Genomic DNA, 17,914 nt, shown 5'->3' with positions numbered 1-17,914 from the left:
CCGAATTCCCATGCACGCGGGCCGATAAGGTTGCAGTCATGGACCGTGACGGGCTGGAGCGACTGCTCAGCGAGGCCGGGGTGGACAGCAGGCGGCTCAGGCACGCCCTCACCCTCCTGTGCGACGGCCAGTGGTGGACCCTGGCCGACCTGGTGCGCGACAGCGCCACCTCCCGGCGCACGGTCGAGGCGCTGCTGCGCGAGGTGCGGCTGGAGCGCTCCGGCGACCGGTTCCGGGTGCCGCCCGCCGACTCCCCCGCCTACCAGGACCTGCTGGCCATGGCGCCGCCGCCCGCCGACCCGGTCGCCCACCTGCTGCCCCACTACGAGCACGCGCTGGAGCGGCTGGCCGGGTTCGTCGCCTCCGGGCCGCGCTCGCGCCAGGCGCTCGACCACGTCGCGGCCACGCCCGAGACCGTGCTGCGCCGGGCGCTGCTGCTCGGCGCCCGGTTCTGGCTGCCCGGGGCGCGCCTGCTGTGCGTGGGCGACCACGACCTGACCTCGCTGGCCGTCAAGCTCGTCCACCCCGAGACGGACGTCACGGTCGTCGACATCGACGAGCGCATCCTGCGCCACATCGACACCCAGGGCCTCGGGGTGCGCACCCGCTGGGCCGACCTGCGGCTCGGCCTGCCGCCGTCCGCGCTGGACCACGACCTGGCCCTGACCGACCCGCCGTACACGCCGGAGGGGATCGGGCTGTTCGTGGCGCGCGCCCTGGAGGGGCTCAAGCCCGACGGGCGGGTGCTGCTGGCGTACGGGGCGAGCGAGCGCACGCCCGCGCTGGCGCTGAAGGTGCAGGGGGCGCTGGCCGAGCTCAACCTGGTCAACGAGGCGATCTACCCCGATTTCAACCGCTACGACGGCGCGGAGGCCATCGGCTCGGCCGCCGACCTGTACGTGCTGCGGCCCACCTCCCGCACGCGGCCCGCGGTGGCCGCCCGCGTCGAGCGGCTCGCGACCGCCATCTACACGCAGGGCCCGCAGTCGGTCGAGTCGGCCGCTGCCTCCCCGGTTCCGGCGGGGGCCGCGGAGGGGGCCGACCTGCTGGTGGGCGACTGGCCCAAGGAGCTGCCGCAGCCGCGGGTCAAGCTCACCACGTGGCTGGCCAAGCCGTACGCCGCGGCCGTCCGCCGGGTGGCCGTCGCGGTGCCGCCCGGCCTGGAGGCGGCGCTGCCGCGCCTGCTCCTGGCCACCCGGGCCGAGCACGTGCGGGCCGTCCTCGCCGCGCCGCCCGGCCCGCTGCCCGGCTTCCTGTCCGAGGTGTACGCGACGACGGTCGCGGGCGAGACCGTGGAGGCCGCGCGGCGGCCGCAGCCGGAGGACGCGGCGCGGGCGGTGCTGCGGCGCGTCCTCGACAACGCCCACGGACGGCTGGCCAACACCTGGCGCGAGGCGCTCATCGCCCTGGCCAGGGAGCAGGACACGACGCTCACCAAGAACGAGGCCCGCGCCCTGATCCGGCAGGCCGCCCCGTGGGCCGAGGGCCTGACGCCGCTGGAGGCGCCGCTGCACCGGCTGTCGGCCCTTCCCGGCGAGGTCGCCGCCACGGTGGCCGCGCTGACCGGCACGCTTCCCGGCTGACCGCCGCGCGGGCGGATCGTGAAGGTTTTTCCGGCATCGGTGGGGCGGGAGCAAGGTCTGGCTGGACGCCCGGCCCCTTGACCGCTCGCCGGGCCCCTTCTTCCCGAGGGGGCCCGGTTCCCGGACAGGAGTCGTGGCGGCGCGCTACGGCGCCACGGGCGCCGGATCGGGGGCCGCGCTCGGTCGCCTGTCGGCGGCCAGGGCAAACGTCTCCACCAGCTCCGTGCAGGTTCCGTGCTCGCCCATCACGCACAGCGCCAGCGTGTCGTACGTCGCGGTGAACTCCGCGGCCGGTGGCAGCGCCCCGTCCCCGGGCCGCCACGCCCGTTCCCGGAACCGGGTGATCGTGACGTGCGGACGGAACAGCTCGCCCACCTCGTCGTAGCCGTACCGGTCGAGGTTTTCGGGGGCGGGCGGCGGGGCGGTGAGCCGGTGGTCGGCGAGCACCCGGCCCACCGGGTCGAGGCGGCGCAGCCCGGTGCGCAGCGGGGCGACGGCGGCGATGACGTCCTCCTGCAGGCGCGTGACGGCGTCCGTCTTGACGTAGAACAGCTCGAACATGCCGTGCTCGTTGCCCGCGAACCGGTCGGCCGCCAGGTGGAGCGCGGGGGTGCGCGCGGCGATGCCGGCCAGCAGCCGGACCGCCTCGGCGCAGTCGCCGGGCGTGAGGTTGGCCATGTAGAGCGAGATGTGCGGATAGGGCCCGTCCTCGCGCAGGACGAACTCCGTGGGCGCCGGTTCGGCGCAGCTCCGGCTCAGGTCGGCGGATCGGGCGTTGACGTCCGGTGGCGGAAGGAGCACCACGTCGTACACCGGGAGATCGTCCATACCGCTCATGGTAGGGACTGTTCGGAGAATCTCAGTGATCCTCATTCCTGCTTCGCAGGCATCTGCCCCGATCGCTCGAGGTCTTACATCACCTCCACAGGCAGTTGGCGTCTCCGGGGAACTGCCCGGCGACGTGGATCTACGTCGCGTCCCGCACGAGACTCATAGCGTTGAGCAAGTTGCGGGCGGCGTTGACATCCCGGTTGTGCCTGAGGCCGCACCCACACGTCCACGACCTGTCGGCAAGCGTCAACTCCTGGTTGATGGCTCCGCAGCCGCCGCACAGCCTCGAGGACGGGAACCAGCGGTCGGCCGCCCACACACTCGATCCGTACCACGCGGCTTTGTACTCAAGTTGGCGGAAGAACTCGCCGAACCCGAGATCGGAGATCGCTCGAGCGAGCCGCCGGTTCTTCACGAGCCCGGCGACGTTGAGGGTTTCGACAGCGATGGCCCGCTTGGATCTCGCGAGCATCGTCGTCGTCTTGTGCAGGAAGTCCGCCCTCCGGTTGGCCACCTCAAAGTGGACCCTGGCAAGCCTCTTGACGGCCTTGGCCCGGTTGCTCGAGCCGAGACGTTTCCTCGAGACCGCCCTGCCCGCCTTGCGCACCTTGCGGAGCGCGGCCTTGAGCGGCTTGGGAGCGTCGATCTGCGTCACAGTGCCGTCGTCGTCCACGATCGTGGCGAACGTCTTCACCCCGACATCTATCCCGCACGCTGGCGCGTCGCTCGAGACTGCGCGCTTGGAGTTGATGTCGGTCCGGTCGATCTCGAGTTGGAACGACACCCACCAGCGGCCCGCCCGCTCGCGGACCGTGGAGCCGATGACCCGAGCCTGGCCATCCGCGATGCGATCGGCCAGCCACGACATGTCCTCGAACGTACGCACCTTGCCGACGCCTGGCAGCCTGACCATTCGAGCTGTCTCGGGTCGAGCGCGGTCAGCGTCGTAGCGGAACCTCGAACCGTGCTTGCGCTTGCGCCAGCCCGGAAAGCCGACCTTCCGACCTTTGCGTCTACCGGATCTGGAGTCGAAGAAGTTCTTGAACCCTGCCGCCCGGACCCTGCACGCCTCCTTCGGCACCCTCGATGACAGGCTCTCCCCGGCGAACCATGGGTAGCGGTCGCGGTGCCCGAGGCGCCACAGGCGCTCGAACGCGGGAGCCGACCATGGGACAGGAGTCAGATCTGCGGCGGGAATGCCGTAGGTCTTCTCAGCCTCGCGCTGCTCAAGTGCGGCCTTCACCTTCTCCAGGCAGAAGTTCTCCACCACCCGGGAAAGACCCGCGTGCTGCCCGAGCCGTGCGCGTTGCCCGCGAGTCGGGGCCAGTTCGACACGGTAGCCCTGCCGGACGCTCACGCGACCTCCCGCGCGGCGCGGCATGCGGCCTTGGCGCAGCGTGCGACTGAACACCGCCCGTACAGGCGGGCGCAGAACGAGGCGAGGACTTCGGTCATATCGCGCATCAGATCGTCGTCCACCTCAGCGTGTGGGCGATCTGGTAGCGCACACCGTTCCGCCGCCCCACTCGGGAATTTTCACACGCCCATGATCCCAGCCGAAGCCTCAGAAACACGCGACTTCGCCAACAGCAAAGGCCCCCAGGCCTGATCCGCTCGCCCTCGGAGGGCCGACTTATCATGGGAGGAGCGCCGTAAGGGGGTGCCGGGATGCGTGTCGACGTGGTCGTGGAGACGCCCGGGGGCTCGCGCAACAAGTACGAGATGGACCAGGCCAAGCAGCGGATCCGGCTGGACCGGCTGCTGTTCACCTCGACCGCCTACCCCTACGACTACGGCTACGTCACCCGCACCCTGGCCGAGGACGGCGACCCGCTGGACGCCATGGTGCTCCTGGACACCCCCACGTTCCCGGGGTGCGTGATCTGCGCGCGGCCGATCGCGGCGTTCTGGATGACCGACGAGCACGGCCCCGACGCGAAGATCCTCTGTGTCCCGGCCGGCGACCCGCGCGTCGAGCACGTGCGCGACCTGGAGGACGTCCAGTGGTACGTGCTCAACGAGATCGGCCACTTCTTCGACGTGTACAAGGACCTGGAGCCCGGCAAGAGCAGCAACACCCGGGGCTGGGAGCCCCGGGCGTGCGCCGAGGAGATCATCGGCGAGGCGTTCCGGCGGGCCGGCTGGAGCGGCTGACGCCCCGCCGGGTCCCCTCCCTCACACGAGGCTCTGGCCACCGTCCACGGTGATCACCTGGCCGGTGACGTACGGGTTGGCCATGAGGAACAGCGCGGAGGCGGCGGCCTCCTCCGCCGTGCCGTACCTGCCGAGGAGCGTGCCGGCCCCGGCGGCGGCCATGGCGGCGTCGGTGGCCAGTCCCGAGGCGCCGCGCATCAGCGGCGTGTCGACGACGCCGTAACGGACGGCGTTCACCCGCAGCCGGCGGGGGGCCAGCTCGACGGCGAGCGCCCGGGTGAACGTCTCCACTCCGCCGATGGCCGCGAGCGGCGCGGTCATGCCCGGCACGGGACGGATCACGTACGTGCCGGAGCTGAGTGTGATCGTGCCGCCCGCCGAGAGCCGCGCGGCGGCCAGGCGGGCGGCGGTGAAGGCGCCCAGGACGCGCTCCTCGAAGGCCGCGCGCAGGTCGCCGGCCGAGACGTCCGTGACGGGCCCCGCGCCGGTGAGGCCGCCGCTGGTGACGAGCACGTGGTCCACGGAGCCGGCCAGGTCGAACGCCTCCGCGAGCGCCGCCTCGTCGGCCCCGTCGGCCGCCACTCCCAGCACCTCCGCGTCCGCACCCGGGTTCACGTCGCGGACGCGGGCGACGGCGGCGGCCAGCCGCTCGGGGTCGCGGCCGACCAGCACCACCCGGCCGCCGAGGCGGCGCAGCAGGGTCGCGGCGGCCAGGCCGATCCCCGAGCTGCCTCCCACGATGACGGCGGCCGAGCCGGCCAGCCCCTCGGGCAGCGGCGAACGCACGGGAACGGCGGCGACAGCAGAGGCGACAGCAGACATGACGAGTTCCTCTCAAGAAATAAACCATCCGGTTGGTTTTGATTCTGCGCCCATCGCCCCCACAAGTCAACTGGATGGTTTAATTCAGGGCATGAGCTACGACGCGGAGGCCACCCGGCGGCGCATCTTCGACGCCGCCACCGGCGAGTTCGCCACCCACGGCCTGGCCGGGGCGCGGGTCGAGCGCATCGCCGCCGCCGCCAAGGCCAACAAGCAGGCCATCTACCTCTACTTCGGCGGCAAGGAGAAGCTGTTCGGCGCGGTCGTGCGCGCCAAGGTGGACGAGGTGTGCCACAGCAGCTCGATCGACCCGAACGCGCTGGGCGAGTCCGTCGGGCAGCTCTTCGACTGGTACCAGGAGCACCCGGAGCTGATCCGGCTGCTGCTCTGGGAGGCGCTGGAGAGCGGGCCGGGACCGGTCCTGGGCGAGGACGAGCGGCGCGCGGCGTACCGGGACAACGTGCGCGACCTGCTCGGCGCGGGCGTCGCCGCCGGCCTGGACGAGCCGGCGCGCACCCACGCCGCGCAGGACTGGATGTTCACACTGCTCGGCCTGGTGGCGTGGAACTTCGCGGTGCCGCAGCTCTGCCGCCTGGTCCTGGACGAGGACGACGAGCGGACGGCCCTGGCCCGCCGCCGCTCGGCCGTGGTCGGCGCCGTCCGCGCCCTGGCCGCGCAGCGACAGGAGGAGACCACCGGCCAGGGGTAGCGCCCGGAGGAGACCAGCAGCCAGGGGGAGGCGCGTCTCAGGGTCGCCCCAGGGTTGCCCGGGGGCCGTCCCCGATGCCCGCGCGGCGGCCCCCTGCCTACGCTGCCGCTGGGACCGATGCTCGGGGACGGCCCCACCTCATGCAGCACCTCTCTCGCGCGCCCTTGGAGGCCCGATGAAGGCGATCGTCCAGGACCGTTACGGCCCGCCCGCCGTCCTCGAACTGAGGGAGGTGGACAAGCCGTCGCCCGCCGCCGACGAGGTGCTGGTGCGGGTCCACGCCGCCTCGGTCAACGCCCTCGACTGGCACTTCATGCGCGGCCACCCGTACGTGCCGCGCGTGGTCATGGGGCTGCGCAGGCCGAGGGTGCCGATCAGGGGCAGGGACTTCGCCGGGCGGGTGGAGGCCGTCGGCCGCGAGGTGACGCGGCTGCGTCCTGGTGACGAGGTGTACGGGGAGGCCGACGGGACGTTCGCCGAGTACGTGTGCGCCCGCGCCGACGCGGTGGACCTCAAGCCGGCCAACCTGACGTTCGAGCAGGCGGCGGCGATGCCGCTGGCGGCCAACACCGCGCTGCTGGGCCTGCGCGACGCCGGACAGGTGCGGCCGGGGCAGAAGGTGCTCATCAACGGCGCCTCGGGAGGCGTGGGGACCTTCGCCGTCCAGGTCGCGGCGGCGCTGGGGGCCGAGGTGACCGCCGTGTGCCGGGCCCGCAACGCCGACCTGGCCAGGTCGCTCGGCGCGGAGCACGTGATCGACTACACCAGCGAGGACTTCACCCGGTCCGGGCGGCGCTACGACGTCGTCTTCGACGGGGTGGCGACCCGCAGGCTGACCGACCTGCGCCGCGCGGTGACGCCCACGGGGACGCTCCTGCTGGCCGGCGGGGGCGAGCCGGGCGGCGTTCTCGGGGCGATGGGGCTGCTGTTCAAGGCGCTGGCGGTCAAGCCGTTCGTCCGCCAGCGGCTCGTGCCGGTCATGGGGCCCGCGCCGCGCCGGGAGAACCTCGCGGCGCTGCGGGAGCTCGCCGAGGCCGGGAAGATCACGCCGGTGATCGAGCGGTCGTACCCGCTGGACGAGGCGCCCGCAGCGATCCGGCACATGGAGGTCGAGCACGCCCGGGCCAAGCTGGTCATCAACGTCGCCTGACGCCCGGCCCGCGGGGGCTGGTCAGGCGTTCACGGGGCTGCGGTCGGTGTCGGGCACCCATCGCAGCGGGTCGGCGGGCGCCGGGAGCCGGGGGGCGCGGCCCAGGCGCCGCAGCAGCGCGCGCAGCGGCGGCGGGGGGTCGCGGCGCCGCCACACGATCCACCAGGGCAAGAGGATCTCCGGCTCGACGATCGGGACGCGGCGCAGCCCGCTGCCTCCCGCGTCGATGCTCCGCTCCCCCAGCCCCACCGCGGCCTTCTCGCGGAGGAACAGCTCGACCAGGTGCCGCTGCCCGATGGCCGGCTCGGTGAAGCGGAGCGGGAGGCCGAACCGCTCGCACAGCCGCGTCAGGTAGCCGCGCCACTCCACGGCGCCCGCCGGGTCCGGCATGGCGATCCCGTGCTCCCTCAGGTCGGCGGGCCGCAGCGCCTCCCGGCCGGCGAGGAGGTGGTCGCCGGGCACGAACGCGTCCAGCGGCTCCAGCCGTACGAGCCGGCAGGCGAGCTCGGCCGGCCAGGGCCCCGGCGTGTCGTGCACCCGGCCGAACGCGGCGTCGATCTCCCCGCGCCGCAGGGCGGGCAGCGCCGCGGACAGCCCCTGCCGCATGCTCAGCTCGATCCGCAGGGGCGGTTCGGCCGCGCTCGCCTCGCGGAGCAGCCGCAACGGGGTGAACCGCTCGTCGTAGACGTCCACGCGCAGCGGCTCGCCGCCCGGCCGCACGGACTCCACGGCCCGGTCGAACGCGGACACGGCGTCCACGGCCCGCGGCAGGAACCGGCGCCCGGCCGCGGTCAGCTCCACGCTGCGCGTGGTCCGCTCGAACAGCCGCGTCCCGAGCGCGTCCTCCAGCCTGCGGATCCTCTTCGACAGCGCCTGCTGGCTGAGGTGCAGCCGGACGGCCGCCCGACCGAAGTGCAGCTCCTCGGCGGCGACGGCGAACGCCCGGAGGCCATGGATGTCCACGTCCATGGCGGACGAGCCTGGACCGACAACCCCCGGTTGTCAATGCGGGCGGAACCGCTGTTGGACGTCGCGGCCGGCGAGCCGCTTCGCTGGGAGCCCGGTCAGGCGTGAGAGGGGACATGGGCATGGACATCGTGGCGATCCGCCCGGAGCTGCACATGGTGGTGCTGGAGTTCGGGCAGATGTACGTGTGGGACGACGCGGGCGCGCTGACGCTCGTGGACACCGGCGTCGCCACGTCCGGACCGGACATCGCCGAGGCGCTGCGCCGGCTCGGCCGCCGTACGGACGAGGTGCGGCAGGCCGTGCTCACCCACTTCCACGAGGATCACTGCGGCGCGGCGGCCGAGATCGCCGGCTGGGGCGAGGTCACCGTGATGGCGCACCGGCGGGAGGCCCCGGTGATCCGCGGGGACGTGCCCGGTCCGCCGCCGGCGTTCACCGACGAGGAGCGCGCCCTGCACCGCCACCTGGGCGCCCACCTGCTGCCGCCCGCGCCGCCCTGCCGGGTGGACCGCGAGCTGGAGGACGGGGACGTGATCGGGTTCGGGGGCGGCGCCCACGTGATCGCCACGCCCGGCCACACCGACGGGAGCATCGCCGTCCACCTGCCCGGACCGGGAGTGCTGTTCACCGGGGACACCGTGGCGCACGTCGGAGGGCGGGTGATGCCCGGGGTGTTCAACCTGGACCAGGCGGGGACGCTGCGCTCGTTCGCCCGGCTGGCGCGGCTCGACGTGGAGGTCGCCTGCGTCGGGCACGGCGAGCCGATCCCGGACGCGGGCGCCGCCCTGGCCGCCGCCGCGGCCGCCCTCTGACCCGGACCGGGAACCCCCACGCCCTCTGTCCCGGCCCCTGGGACTCACCTGGACGTCCGTGCTCGCCTCAGGAGACGCCTGTCCGCTCCGCGACGAGGGCGCGGAAGGCGTCCAGGTCTCCCACGACCTCCTCGACCCGGTCGCGTTCCTCGTGCATCCGCAGGTAGCGGGCGCCGATGGCGTCCGGGTCGCCCTCCCCGCCACCGGGCACGACGCCCGTGGCGATCGTCACCGTGCCCACGTGCACCCCCTCGGGCCGCAGCTCGGCGTGCAAGGTGTGGGCCCAGTTGCGCAGGGCGGCCATGGCCAGGCCGACGTTGGCGAGGAAGGGCGCGGGGACCGCCGACGAGACACCCGTGGTCAGCAGCACCGTGCCCGCGCCTCGCGCCCGCATGGAGGGCAGCACCCGGCCCACGGCCGTGACCGCGCCCAGCACGTGCAGCTCGATCTGCGCGGCGGCGGACTCCGCCGTGGTCGCCACCGCTCCGGTGATGGGTCCGGTGGGGCTCGGACCGTAGGTGAGCACGTCCACCGGCCCCAGCCTGTCGCGCGCCGCGTCCAGAGCGGCGGCCAGGGCGTCGCGGTCGCGGATGTCGGCGGGGAACACGGCCGCGGTCGCACCCGTCCCCTCCAGCTCGCGGGCCATGGCCTCCAGCTTCTCCCTGGTACGGGCGACGAGCCCGATCCGGAACCCGCGGCGCCCGAACGCCCGGGCCAGCCCCATCCCCAGCCCGGGCCCCGCCCCCACGATCACCAGTGTCTTGCCCACGATGAACCTCCATGCTTACTGTTTGTGCGTAGCAGCATGATTTGTCACCATGGGGACGACGAACAAGACGGCACATTTCTGTGAGCTGCGCACACGGAGGTAACTCTTGGCCGAGGCCGCCGAGGCTCCCGGAGCCCCCCAGGAGTCGGAGGACGACGTCTGCCGGCAGGTGCTCCAGATCCTCTCGGTGATCGGCGACAAGTGGAGCATCCTGGTCATCGGCCAGCTCCGGGACGGCACGCTGCGCTTCGGCGAGCTCCACCGCGCCGTCAAGGGCATCTCCCAGCGCATGCTCACCCTCACGCTGCGACAGCTCGAACGCGACGGCCTCGTCACGCGCACGGTTCACCCGAGCGTGCCGCCGCGGGTGGACTACGCGCTCACCGAACTGGGCACGACGCTCCTGGACTCGGTCGTCGCCCTCGGCCACTGGGCCACCGCGCACCGGCAGGAGATCACCACCCACCGCCGCCGCTACGACGCCGCCCGGCGTCCCTGAGGCGTCCCTCCCGCGACCACCCACCGTCAGGAGGCGGGCAGAACCGTGGACATGGAAGCGTCGCAGGAGCCGCCCGGCCCTCCGGCCGGGCGGCGCTCACGGCCGCTGCGCGGCATGCGGGTCGTCGAGGTCTCCGGGTACGTGGCGACCCCGCTGAGCGGCATGACGCTGGCCCAGCTCGGCGCGGACGTGATCCGGGTCGAGCCGATCGGCGGCGCGCCCGACCGTACCCGCCTGCCGCGGGCCGCGAGCGGGACGAGCCTGTACTGGTCGGGGCTGAACAAGGGCAAGCGCGCCGTCGAGGTGGACCTGTCGCGCGAGGCGGGACGCCGGCTCGTCGCCGACCTGGTCGTCAGCGGCGGGGCGCGCGGCGGAATCGTGATCGTCAACTTCGAGGGGTTCCCGGAGCTGGGCTACGAGCGGCTGAGGGCGCGCCGCCCCGACGTGATCCGCGTGCTGCTCACCGGCCGCCGGGACGGCGGGGCCGCGGTGGACTACACCGTCCAGGCGGCCACCGGATTCCCGCTGCTGGCCGGGCCCGAGGGCGACCCGCGGCCGGTCAACAGCGTCGTGCCCGCCTGGGACGTCGCCGCCGGCCTCTACCTGGCGACGGGGCTGCTGGCGGCCGAACGGCACCGGCTGCTGACCGGCGAGGGGCAGCAGGTGCGGGTGGCGCTGGAGGACGTCGCCCTGGCCACCGCCGGGAACCTCGGCTACCTCGCCGAGGCGCAGGTGAACGGCACGCCGCGGGAGCGCTGCGGCAACCACGTCCACGGCACCTTCGGCCGCGACTTCGCCACCTCCGACGGCGGCCGGCTCATGGTCGTGGCGCTCACGGCCCGGCACTGGCGCGACCTCCTCGCCGCCACCGGCCTCACCGAGGCGGTCGCGGCGCTGGCCCGAGCGCTCGGGGCGGACTTCGGCGATGAGGCCCAACGTCACCGGCACCGCGGGCTGCTGGCCGAGCTGCTCGCGGGCTGGTTCGGCGCGCGGACGCTGGCCGAGGCCGAGGCGGCCCTGCGGCCCACGCGCGTGCTGTGGTCGGCGTACCGGAGCTTCACCGACCTCGCCGCCCGCGACGCGCTGCGGGACAATCCGCTGATGGCGGAGCTCGTCCAGCCGGGGGTCGGCCGGCACCGGGCGCCCGGCTCGCCGCTGGTGATGGACGGCGAGCAGGCGCCGCCGGTCCCGGCTCCGGCGGTGGGCCGGCACACCGGCGAGGTGCTGCGGGCCGAACTGGGCCTGTCGGAGGAGGACCTGGCGAAGCTGAGGGACGACGGCGTCATCGGCACACACGATGACGAGCGGGAGGTGGGATGAAGCTGGTCACCGGCAGGACGGCGGTCATCTCCGGCGGACGCCGATGAGCCGTGCCCCCGTGCCCCGCTGGGAGCCGCACACGGTCACGACGACGGAGACCGTCGACCCGGGTCCCGTGGCGGCGCTGTGTGCCCTGTTCGACGACGGCACGCCGCCGGTCGGCCCGGGAGACCCCCTGCCGCCGTTGTGGCACTGGCTCGCCCTGGCCCGCTGGCCCCGCTCGTCCACGCTGGGCCCGGACGGCCATCCGGCGCGCGGGACGTTCCTGCCGCCGGTCGAGCTGCCGCGCCGGATGTTCGCGGGCGGCGAGGTCGCCTTCCACGCCCCGCTCACGGTGGGCTCGACGGCGCGCCGCGAGTCGTCCGTCGAGTCGGTCGCCGAGAAGCCTGGGCGTTCGGGCCCGCTGGTCGTCGTGTCCGTCGCCACCCGGGTGTACGACGAGGGCGGCCGGCTCGCGATCGAGGAGCGGCAGGACCTCGTCTACCGGGGCCGCGAGACCGTCCCGCCGCCGCAGCCCTTGCCGGAGACACCGTCGCAGACCCCGACCGAGACCTCGCCGCAACTCCCGCCGGAACCGGCGGTCGGACCGGCCCCCTCCGGCGCGCCCCTCACCCGGACCGGCGCATGGGCCTGGGACCTCGCCACGGACCCGACGCTGCTCATGCGGTTCAGCGCGGCGACGGCCAACCCGCACCGCATCCACTACGACTGGCCGTACGCCACCCGCGTCGAGGGCTATCCCGGCCTGGTGGTGCACGGGCCGCTGATGACGCTCGCCCTGGCCGAGGTGCTGCGGCTGGAGGGACACGGCGGCCGGGTGGAGCGGATGCGGCACCGCAACCGGAGGCCGCTGTTCTGCGGTCAGGCCGCGCGGCTGCGGCGCATCGGAGAGTCCCCGCTCACCCTGGGCGTCCTCACCCCGGACTCTCCCGAGCCCTGCGCCGTCCTGACGGTCGAGGGCTGAGCCGACGCCGGCCGGAAAATGTCGGTGGGGCGCTGTTCAATGCCTCCCATGGACACGGACACCGACCGGCGCGGACCGATCTGGGACATGATCAACGGACGCGTCCCGCCGGCGCCCGCCGCGGCGACCCTCGGGTGGGAGCTCATCGCGGTGGACCCGGAGCAGGGCACCATCGAGGTGGCGTTCGAGGCCGGTGAGCAGTTCACCAACCCTGTCGGGGTGGTCCAGGGCGGTTTCCTGGCCGCGATGCTCGACGACACCATGGGGCCGGCGTTGGTCGTCACGCTTCCGGCCGGCCAGTTCGCGCCGACGCTCGACCTCCACGTCCAGTTCCTCCGCCCGGCCCGTCCCGGACGGCTCGTGGGGCGGGGCCGGGTCGTGCGGCGCGGCAGAGAGGTGTGCTTCCTGGCGGGCGAGCTGACCGGGCCCGACGGCAGGCTGGTGGCCACGGCCACGGCGACCGCCTACATCCAGACGATCCGCCACTGACCGCCGACCGCCCGCATCCGGACGATCCGCCGCTGACCGCCGACCGCCCGCATCCGGACGATCCGCCGCTGACCGCCGCCCACACCCCGTCGACGGGCCCCGGCATTGACGCGCCTCGGCATCGACGCGCCCCGCCCCCTTCCCCCGGCGGCGACCTGCGCCCCGGGGCGTCCTAACGGGTGAGGTGCCGGCCGCCCGCCACGGACAGGATCTCGCCGTTGACGTGCCCGTTGGCCGCCGAGCCGAGGTAGGCCGCCGCCGACGCCACGTCCTCCGGCGTGCAGATCCGGCCCGTCGGCGTCTCCGCGCTCTCGGCGTCCACGGCGTCCTGCCCGAGCCACGGCGTGGACAGCACCCGGTCGGTGAGGGTGAAGCCGGGCCGTACGACGTTGGTGAGCACGCCGTGCCCGGCCTCCCTGACGGCGAGCACCTTCGCGGCCGCCTCCAGCGCGCCCTTGGCCGCCGGATACGTCACGCCCGCCGGCACCGGCTGGTCCACCACGTCGGACGAGATCAGCACCAGCCGTCCCCACCCGGCGCTCCGCATGCCGGGGAGCACCGCGTCGACCAGCGTCAGCGTCCCGGTCACGTTCGCGGTGAAGCCGTCGTTCAGCGTCCGCCAGGTCTCCGGTCCCCTCGCCGGCCAGGCCACCGCGTTGGCGACGAGGACGGCCACGGGGCCCAGCCCGCGCTCGACCTCGCGCACCGCCGACGTGATCGACTCCGGGTCGCTCTGGTCGACCCGCACCGCGGCGGCCTTCCCGCCGGAGCGGGCGATCTCCTCGACGAGGCCGCGCGCTCCCTCCTCGTCGCTGTGCCATCCGGCGGCAACCAGAGCGCCCTCGCGGGCGAACGTCGCGGCGATCGCCCGGCCGATGCCCCCGGACGCCCCGGTGACCAGGACCACGCGTCCTCCGAGTCCCAGATCCATGATCTCTCCAAATAGTTAGCCGACTACTTATTAGCCGACTATACATCTGTAGGATGGCCCCGTGGACACGACCGAGGCGATCCGCGTCAACCGGGCGCTGAACAAGATGAGCAAGCTCTACCGCGCCGCCAAGGCCCGCAAGCTGGCGGCGATCGGGCTGCACCCGGGGCAGGACGTCATGCTGTGGTTCCTCGCGCAGGAGCCGGACGGGATCACGGTCTCGGAGCTCGCGGCCCGGCTCGGGATCGAACCGCCGACCGCCACCCGCAGCCTCGCCCGCCTGGAGGGCGGCGGCTGGTTCCGCCGCGAGCCGGTGCCCACGGACCGCCGCCAGGTGCGCATCGTCGTCACGGAGGCCGGTCACGCGTTGATCCCCCGGATCGAGGGCGCCTGGGCCGAGCTGGCGGAGGAGGCGATGGGCGGGGTGAGCGACGAGCAGCGGGAGAACACCCTGCTCGCCCTCGAACACGCCAACGCCCGCCTGCGCGGCTTGGTCGACGAGACCGCCCTGACGGACGAGTGAGGGACGGACGGCGTCCGGCGGTCGAGTGACGGACGGCGGGGTCCGGCAGGGCGGGGGTCGGCGGGGCGGGGGTCGGCGGAGGTGGCCTCTCCCCCTGGCGGGGGAAGCGGATGCCTCTCCACGGGGAGGCGCGGGCGGCCGTCCGGCCGGGAGGCTCAGGACCATGCACGCCGAGAGCAGGAGCCGCGACGACAGGGGCCGCGGCGTCGTGAGCCAAACCGCCAGGAGCCGAAACGCCTGGAGCCGAAACGCCTGGGGCCAAGACTCCTGGGGCCGAAACGCCAGGAACGGAAGCGTCCGCGGCCGCAGTCGGAGGCGCACGATGCTGCGCCGCGTCGCCGCGTTCACCGCGGCGGGCTCGATGTCCCTCTACCTCATGGTGAAGATCGTCTGGATCGTCCTGGAGCTGCGTCACGGCACGGCCGACTGGGTGATGCTCAACCTGGTCACGGTCGTGATGGCGCTGACCGGCATCACCCTGGGCCTGGCGCTCGGGCAGTCGTGGGGGATGCGGCTGCCGGCCTGGCTCGTGCTGCCGTTCGCCTGGATCGGCAGCGGCTTCCTCGTGTCCCTGCTCCCGTACATGCTGGTCAGCGCCTTCCTGGCGCAGGATTCCCCCTCGCCGGGTGACGGCGCCGCCCTGCCGGCGTGGGAGGGGGTGTTCATCTCGGTGGGGTTCGCCGGGATGGCTGTGGGGCTGGTCGTCGCACTGCCGCTCTACCTGGCGGAGCGGTGGCCGCACGCGTTCGCGGGACGGGTGGGGCGGGTGGGGCTGGTGGGCCTTCCGGCCTCGGAGGCGGGTCGCGCGTGGCCGCTGCTCCCGGCGGCGGCGCTCGCCGTGGTGTGGTCGTTCTGGGCGGCGGGCGGGACGGCCGGCCTGAACCCGGCGACCCTGGACGGATGGGACGCGAACGCGCGGGTCCTGATCGGCGACGGCGCGCTGTGCGCGGCCCTGGCGGCCTGGAGCGTGTGGGCGCTCGGCCGACGGGGCGCCCCGCGGACGCCGCTGTGGCTGCCCATGGCCGCCGGTTTCGTCGCGTCGGGTTCGCTGTTCGCCTGGGGCTCGTGGAAGCTGCTGTGGGTGCTGCTGCCCGGCGCCTACCGCCCGTTCGAGTACCGGGGCGTGGCCGTGGCCGAGCACGCGCTCGCGATCGTCACGGGCGTCGCCGTCCTGCTGACCTTGCTGCGGCAGTACCGCATCCGCGCCTCCGCCCGATGATGACGGTCGTCACCTGCTCACGGGATCGGCGTCCGGGATGTCGCCGGGCGTGCGGAAGTGCGTCATGCCCCGTACCAGCAGCAGCGCCGGGGGCACGAGGAGGATGACGGCCGCCGCGCCCCCGAGCACCGCGTCCGGGCCCGCGAGCCCGGCCAGCGGCCCGGTCAGCGCCTGGCCGAACGGCATGAGCCCGAAACTGCACAGCCAGGCGAACGAGCTGATCCGCCCGATCAGCCGGTCCGGGATCTCGCGCTGCAGGGCGACCTCCCAGTGGATCGCGTAGATCTCCACCCCCGCCCCGGCGACCGCGTACGCCACGAAGACCGGCAGCGGCGACGACGCGAGCAGCAGGGACAGCGGCGCCGCCGCGTAGAGGGCGATCGCGGTCAACGCCACGACCCCTACGGCGCGGGGCCGCCAGGCCAGGGTCACCAGACCGCCGGCCAGGCCGCCGACCCCGTAACAGGTGAGCGCCACGCCGTACACGGCGGGCGATCCGAACGCGGCGGTGCTCACGACGGGCAGCAGCACCTGTGTCGGCGCAAGGACGAACACGAGGTTGACCGCGGAGAAGACGAGGATGGCGCGCACCCATGGGCGGCGCCGCGCCTCGGCGACGCCGGCGCGGATGTCCTCGGCGAACGAGGCGCGGGGAGCCGGGGTTCGCCGCGGCTCGGTGACCCGCCGGAGCGCCACGACCGTGGCCGCGAAGATCATCATGGTGATCGCGCACGCCACCCGGGTCCCGGCCGCGGCGATCAGCCCCACGCACACGGCCGGACCGGCCATGATGCCGCTGCGGATCGACACACCGACCAGAGATCTGCCCGAGACGCGCTCGTCGTCGGTGAGAACGCCGCGCAGGAGCCCGTTGAACGCGGGCCGGACGAACGCCTCGGCGACGCCGGCCAGCAGGACCACGGCCGCCGCGCCCCAGATCGAGGGCGTGGCGGGCAGGGCCAGCGCTCCGGCCAGGAGCGCCTGGGCGCCGTACGCCGCCATCACCAGGCGTCGGCGCGGCACCCGGTCGGCCCACACGCCGCCGACGGGCAGGAAGGCGACGAGCGTGACGCCGCGCGCGGCGAGGACCAGCCCGAGCGAGACCGCGTCGCCACCGGCGCGGAGGACCGAGACGGTGATCGCCACGGCGAACATCTGCTCCCCCATGACCGCGGCCGTCTGACCTAGCAGCAGCAGCCGGAAGCGGGGGTTGGCGAGGGCCGCGACGCCTTTCATGCCGGTGATGCTGCCAGGATCGGGGGACGCCGTCCCGCGTGTCCGCTGCGGGCTGACGGCGGCGGTTGACCGCCGATCCTTCGGCCGCGATCCTGGCCCGCATGACGATCAAGGCCTGGTTCAACACCGACCAGCAGCTTCCGCCGGGCAAGGAGATCTTCCGCAGCCGGCGTGACTTCGTGCTCTGGGCCTACACCGTGAGCCACGGCCAGGCGCTGTTCCGCAGCATGCCGGGCCCCGACGGACTTCCGGAGACCACCGTCGAGGTGCTCTTCAAACCCGTGGACGTCCTGAGGATCAGGGCCAGGTATCACGGCCTGCTGATCAGAGTCGCACCCGCCGACGAAGCCGAACGCGTCAAGGCCGCCTGCCCCAGCCTCACCTTCGGTCCCGGTGATCGGGTCTTCCAGTTGGAGAGCCAAGGAGAGACCGACCACATCATCAGCATGGCGGTCGGCTGGCACGAAGACATCCTCCCTCCCACGCGCCGGAGCTTCTTCAGCAACGTCCTCGCCAGCGACACGCGGTGGCCCACCACGCCGCTGCACGGCGCCGACGCGGGGTTCGGCCGCGCCTCGGCAGCCGACCTGATCACGGCTCTCCGCGACGGTGAAGACGGCCGGCGGGTCCGCCGGGAGAGGTATCGCCACGTCTACGTCGTCATGACCCGCGCCGAGGACCGCGACGGGTCCGACTACTCCGGCTCCGGGGTGTTCCTGACCCGGGAGGACGCGGAGGAGGCGAAAGCCGCGCTCGCTCCCCTCGTCGCCGACTGCTGGATCGAGACACTGCCCGTCGCGATCTAGCTGTATTGACCCGCAGGGTTGTTGACGCGGGTGATCGGTGGTTGGCCTCCGAGCGCGGTGTGGCAGCGGTGGTGGTTGTAGGTGTGCAGGAAGTCTTGCAGAGCGGCGGTGCGTTCGTCGTTGCTGGC

The 17,914-nt window shown here is 73.7% G+C and carries 19 protein-coding genes and 2 pseudogenes; 12 read left to right on the top strand and 9 right to left on the bottom strand.

Annotated elements, in window-relative coordinates; all coding sequences use genetic code 11:
• Window positions 1–38: 38 nt before the first annotated feature.
• On the top strand, window positions 39–1,583 hold the full coding sequence (locus tag HTZ77_RS23385) for a bis-aminopropyl spermidine synthase family protein (protein WP_235995047.1): 1,545 nt from the start codon (window positions 39–41) through the stop codon (window positions 1,581–1,583).
• A gap of 144 nt (window positions 1,584–1,727) precedes the next feature.
• Here the strand turns inward: HTZ77_RS23385 and HTZ77_RS23380 are convergent, their stop codons facing one another.
• The 3 genes and pseudogenes from HTZ77_RS23380 to HTZ77_RS23370 form a co-directional block, all read right to left on the bottom strand.
• A complete protein-coding gene (locus tag HTZ77_RS23380; RefSeq protein ID WP_175591823.1) occupies window positions 1,728–2,411 on the bottom strand; it encodes a hypothetical protein in 684 nt (227 codons plus the stop codon).
• 139 nt (window positions 2,412–2,550) lie between these two features.
• Window positions 2,551–3,771 (bottom strand): RNA-guided endonuclease InsQ/TnpB family protein, encoded by a 1,221-nt coding sequence (locus HTZ77_RS23375; protein ID WP_175591822.1) that lies wholly within the window; start codon window positions 3,769–3,771, stop codon window positions 2,551–2,553.
• Window positions 3,768–3,893 (bottom strand): annotated as a pseudogene (locus HTZ77_RS23370) (IS607 family transposase); the annotation flags it as partial. The gene HTZ77_RS23375 and the pseudogene HTZ77_RS23370, both read right to left, overlap by 4 nt.
• A gap of 189 nt (window positions 3,894–4,082) precedes the next feature.
• Between HTZ77_RS23370 and HTZ77_RS23365 the strand changes: the two are divergent.
• A complete protein-coding gene (locus HTZ77_RS23365; protein WP_175591821.1) occupies window positions 4,083–4,568 on the top strand; it encodes an inorganic diphosphatase in 486 nt (161 codons plus the stop codon).
• A 21-nt stretch (window positions 4,569–4,589) separates the two neighbouring features.
• Here HTZ77_RS23365 and HTZ77_RS23360 read toward each other — a convergent pair whose 3' ends face one another.
• On the bottom strand, window positions 4,590–5,390 hold the full coding sequence (locus HTZ77_RS23360) for an SDR family NAD(P)-dependent oxidoreductase (RefSeq protein WP_175591820.1): 801 nt from the start codon (window positions 5,388–5,390) through the stop codon (window positions 4,590–4,592).
• A gap of 91 nt (window positions 5,391–5,481) precedes the next feature.
• Between HTZ77_RS23360 and HTZ77_RS23355 the strand changes: the two genes are divergently transcribed.
• Window positions 5,482–6,099 (top strand): TetR family transcriptional regulator, encoded by a 618-nt coding sequence (locus tag HTZ77_RS23355; protein ID WP_175591819.1) that lies wholly within the window; start codon window positions 5,482–5,484, stop codon window positions 6,097–6,099.
• Between the two features lie 175 nt (window positions 6,100–6,274).
• Window positions 6,275–7,249, top strand: coding sequence for an NAD(P)-dependent alcohol dehydrogenase (locus HTZ77_RS23350; protein WP_175591818.1), 975 nt, complete (start codon window positions 6,275–6,277; stop codon window positions 7,247–7,249).
• Window positions 7,250–7,270: 21 nt separating this feature from the next.
• Here the strand turns inward: HTZ77_RS23350 and HTZ77_RS23345 are convergent, their stop codons facing one another.
• Window positions 7,271–8,218 carry a LysR family transcriptional regulator gene (locus HTZ77_RS23345; RefSeq protein ID WP_175591817.1) on the bottom strand — a complete coding sequence of 316 codons (948 nt, stop codon included), beginning with the start codon at window positions 8,216–8,218 and terminating at the stop codon, window positions 7,271–7,273.
• Window positions 8,219–8,337: 119 nt separating this feature from the next.
• On the opposite strand from HTZ77_RS23345, the gene HTZ77_RS23340 reads away from it, so the two are divergent.
• On the top strand, window positions 8,338–9,030 hold the full coding sequence (locus HTZ77_RS23340) for an MBL fold metallo-hydrolase (protein ID WP_175591816.1): 693 nt from the start codon (window positions 8,338–8,340) through the stop codon (window positions 9,028–9,030).
• Window positions 9,031–9,097: 67 nt separating this feature from the next.
• Here HTZ77_RS23340 and HTZ77_RS23335 read toward each other — a convergent pair whose 3' ends face one another.
• The gene (locus tag HTZ77_RS23335; protein ID WP_175591815.1) at window positions 9,098–9,799 is read right to left on the bottom strand and encodes an SDR family NAD(P)-dependent oxidoreductase; all 702 of its coding nucleotides are present in this window, start codon (window positions 9,797–9,799) and stop codon (window positions 9,098–9,100) included.
• Window positions 9,800–9,905: 106 nt separating this feature from the next.
• On the opposite strand from HTZ77_RS23335, the gene HTZ77_RS23330 reads away from it, so the two are divergent.
• The 4 genes from HTZ77_RS23330 to HTZ77_RS23315 are packed head-to-tail and all read left to right on the top strand — an operon-like array spanning window position 9,906 to window position 13,071.
• Complete coding sequence (locus HTZ77_RS23330) at window positions 9,906–10,298, top strand: winged helix-turn-helix transcriptional regulator (RefSeq protein WP_205303273.1); 393 nt, start codon at window positions 9,906–9,908, stop codon at window positions 10,296–10,298.
• Window positions 10,299–10,349: 51 nt separating this feature from the next.
• Window positions 10,350–11,618: a CoA transferase gene (locus HTZ77_RS23325; protein WP_175591814.1), complete on the top strand. Its 1,269-nt coding sequence runs from the start codon at window positions 10,350–10,352 to the stop codon at window positions 11,616–11,618.
• A 43-nt stretch (window positions 11,619–11,661) separates the two neighbouring features.
• Window positions 11,662–12,582, top strand: coding sequence for an FAS1-like dehydratase domain-containing protein (locus HTZ77_RS23320; protein ID WP_175591813.1), 921 nt, complete (start codon window positions 11,662–11,664; stop codon window positions 12,580–12,582).
• A gap of 48 nt (window positions 12,583–12,630) precedes the next feature.
• Window positions 12,631–13,071 carry a PaaI family thioesterase gene (locus tag HTZ77_RS23315; protein WP_175591812.1) on the top strand — a complete coding sequence of 147 codons (441 nt, stop codon included), beginning with the start codon at window positions 12,631–12,633 and terminating at the stop codon, window positions 13,069–13,071.
• A gap of 172 nt (window positions 13,072–13,243) precedes the next feature.
• On the opposite strand, the gene HTZ77_RS23310 is transcribed toward HTZ77_RS23315, so the two are convergent.
• Complete coding sequence (locus HTZ77_RS23310) at window positions 13,244–14,002, bottom strand: SDR family NAD(P)-dependent oxidoreductase (RefSeq protein WP_175591811.1); 759 nt, start codon at window positions 14,000–14,002, stop codon at window positions 13,244–13,246.
• Between the two features lie 61 nt (window positions 14,003–14,063).
• Here HTZ77_RS23310 and HTZ77_RS23305 point away from each other — a divergent pair, with 61 nt between their 5' ends.
• Both HTZ77_RS23305 and HTZ77_RS23300 read left to right on the top strand, forming a co-directional pair.
• Window positions 14,064–14,525, top strand: a complete 462-nt coding sequence (locus HTZ77_RS23305; RefSeq protein ID WP_175591810.1) for a MarR family winged helix-turn-helix transcriptional regulator — start codon at window positions 14,064–14,066, stop codon at window positions 14,523–14,525.
• 322 nt (window positions 14,526–14,847) lie between these two features.
• Complete coding sequence (locus HTZ77_RS23300; RefSeq protein WP_175591809.1) at window positions 14,848–15,744, top strand: hypothetical protein; 897 nt, start codon at window positions 14,848–14,850, stop codon at window positions 15,742–15,744.
• 9 nt (window positions 15,745–15,753) lie between these two features.
• Here HTZ77_RS23300 and HTZ77_RS23295 read toward each other — a convergent pair whose 3' ends face one another.
• The gene (locus tag HTZ77_RS23295; protein ID WP_175591808.1) at window positions 15,754–16,980 is read right to left on the bottom strand and encodes an MFS transporter; all 1,227 of its coding nucleotides are present in this window, start codon (window positions 16,978–16,980) and stop codon (window positions 15,754–15,756) included.
• A gap of 101 nt (window positions 16,981–17,081) precedes the next feature.
• Here HTZ77_RS23295 and HTZ77_RS23290 point away from each other — a divergent pair, with 101 nt between their 5' ends.
• The gene (locus HTZ77_RS23290; RefSeq protein WP_175591807.1) at window positions 17,082–17,786 is read left to right on the top strand and encodes a hypothetical protein; all 705 of its coding nucleotides are present in this window, start codon (window positions 17,082–17,084) and stop codon (window positions 17,784–17,786) included.
• Here HTZ77_RS23290 and HTZ77_RS23285 read toward each other — a convergent pair.
• Window positions 17,783–17,914, bottom strand: a pseudogene (locus HTZ77_RS23285) (integrase core domain-containing protein); the annotation flags it as partial. The gene HTZ77_RS23290 and the pseudogene HTZ77_RS23285 overlap by 4 nt on opposite strands.

This window comes from Nonomuraea montanisoli (assembly GCF_013363975.1).
GTDB classification, from domain to species: Bacteria; Actinomycetota; Actinomycetes; order Streptosporangiales; family Streptosporangiaceae; genus Nonomuraea; species Nonomuraea montanisoli.
This window is presented reverse-complemented; position numbering and strand designations above follow the sequence as displayed.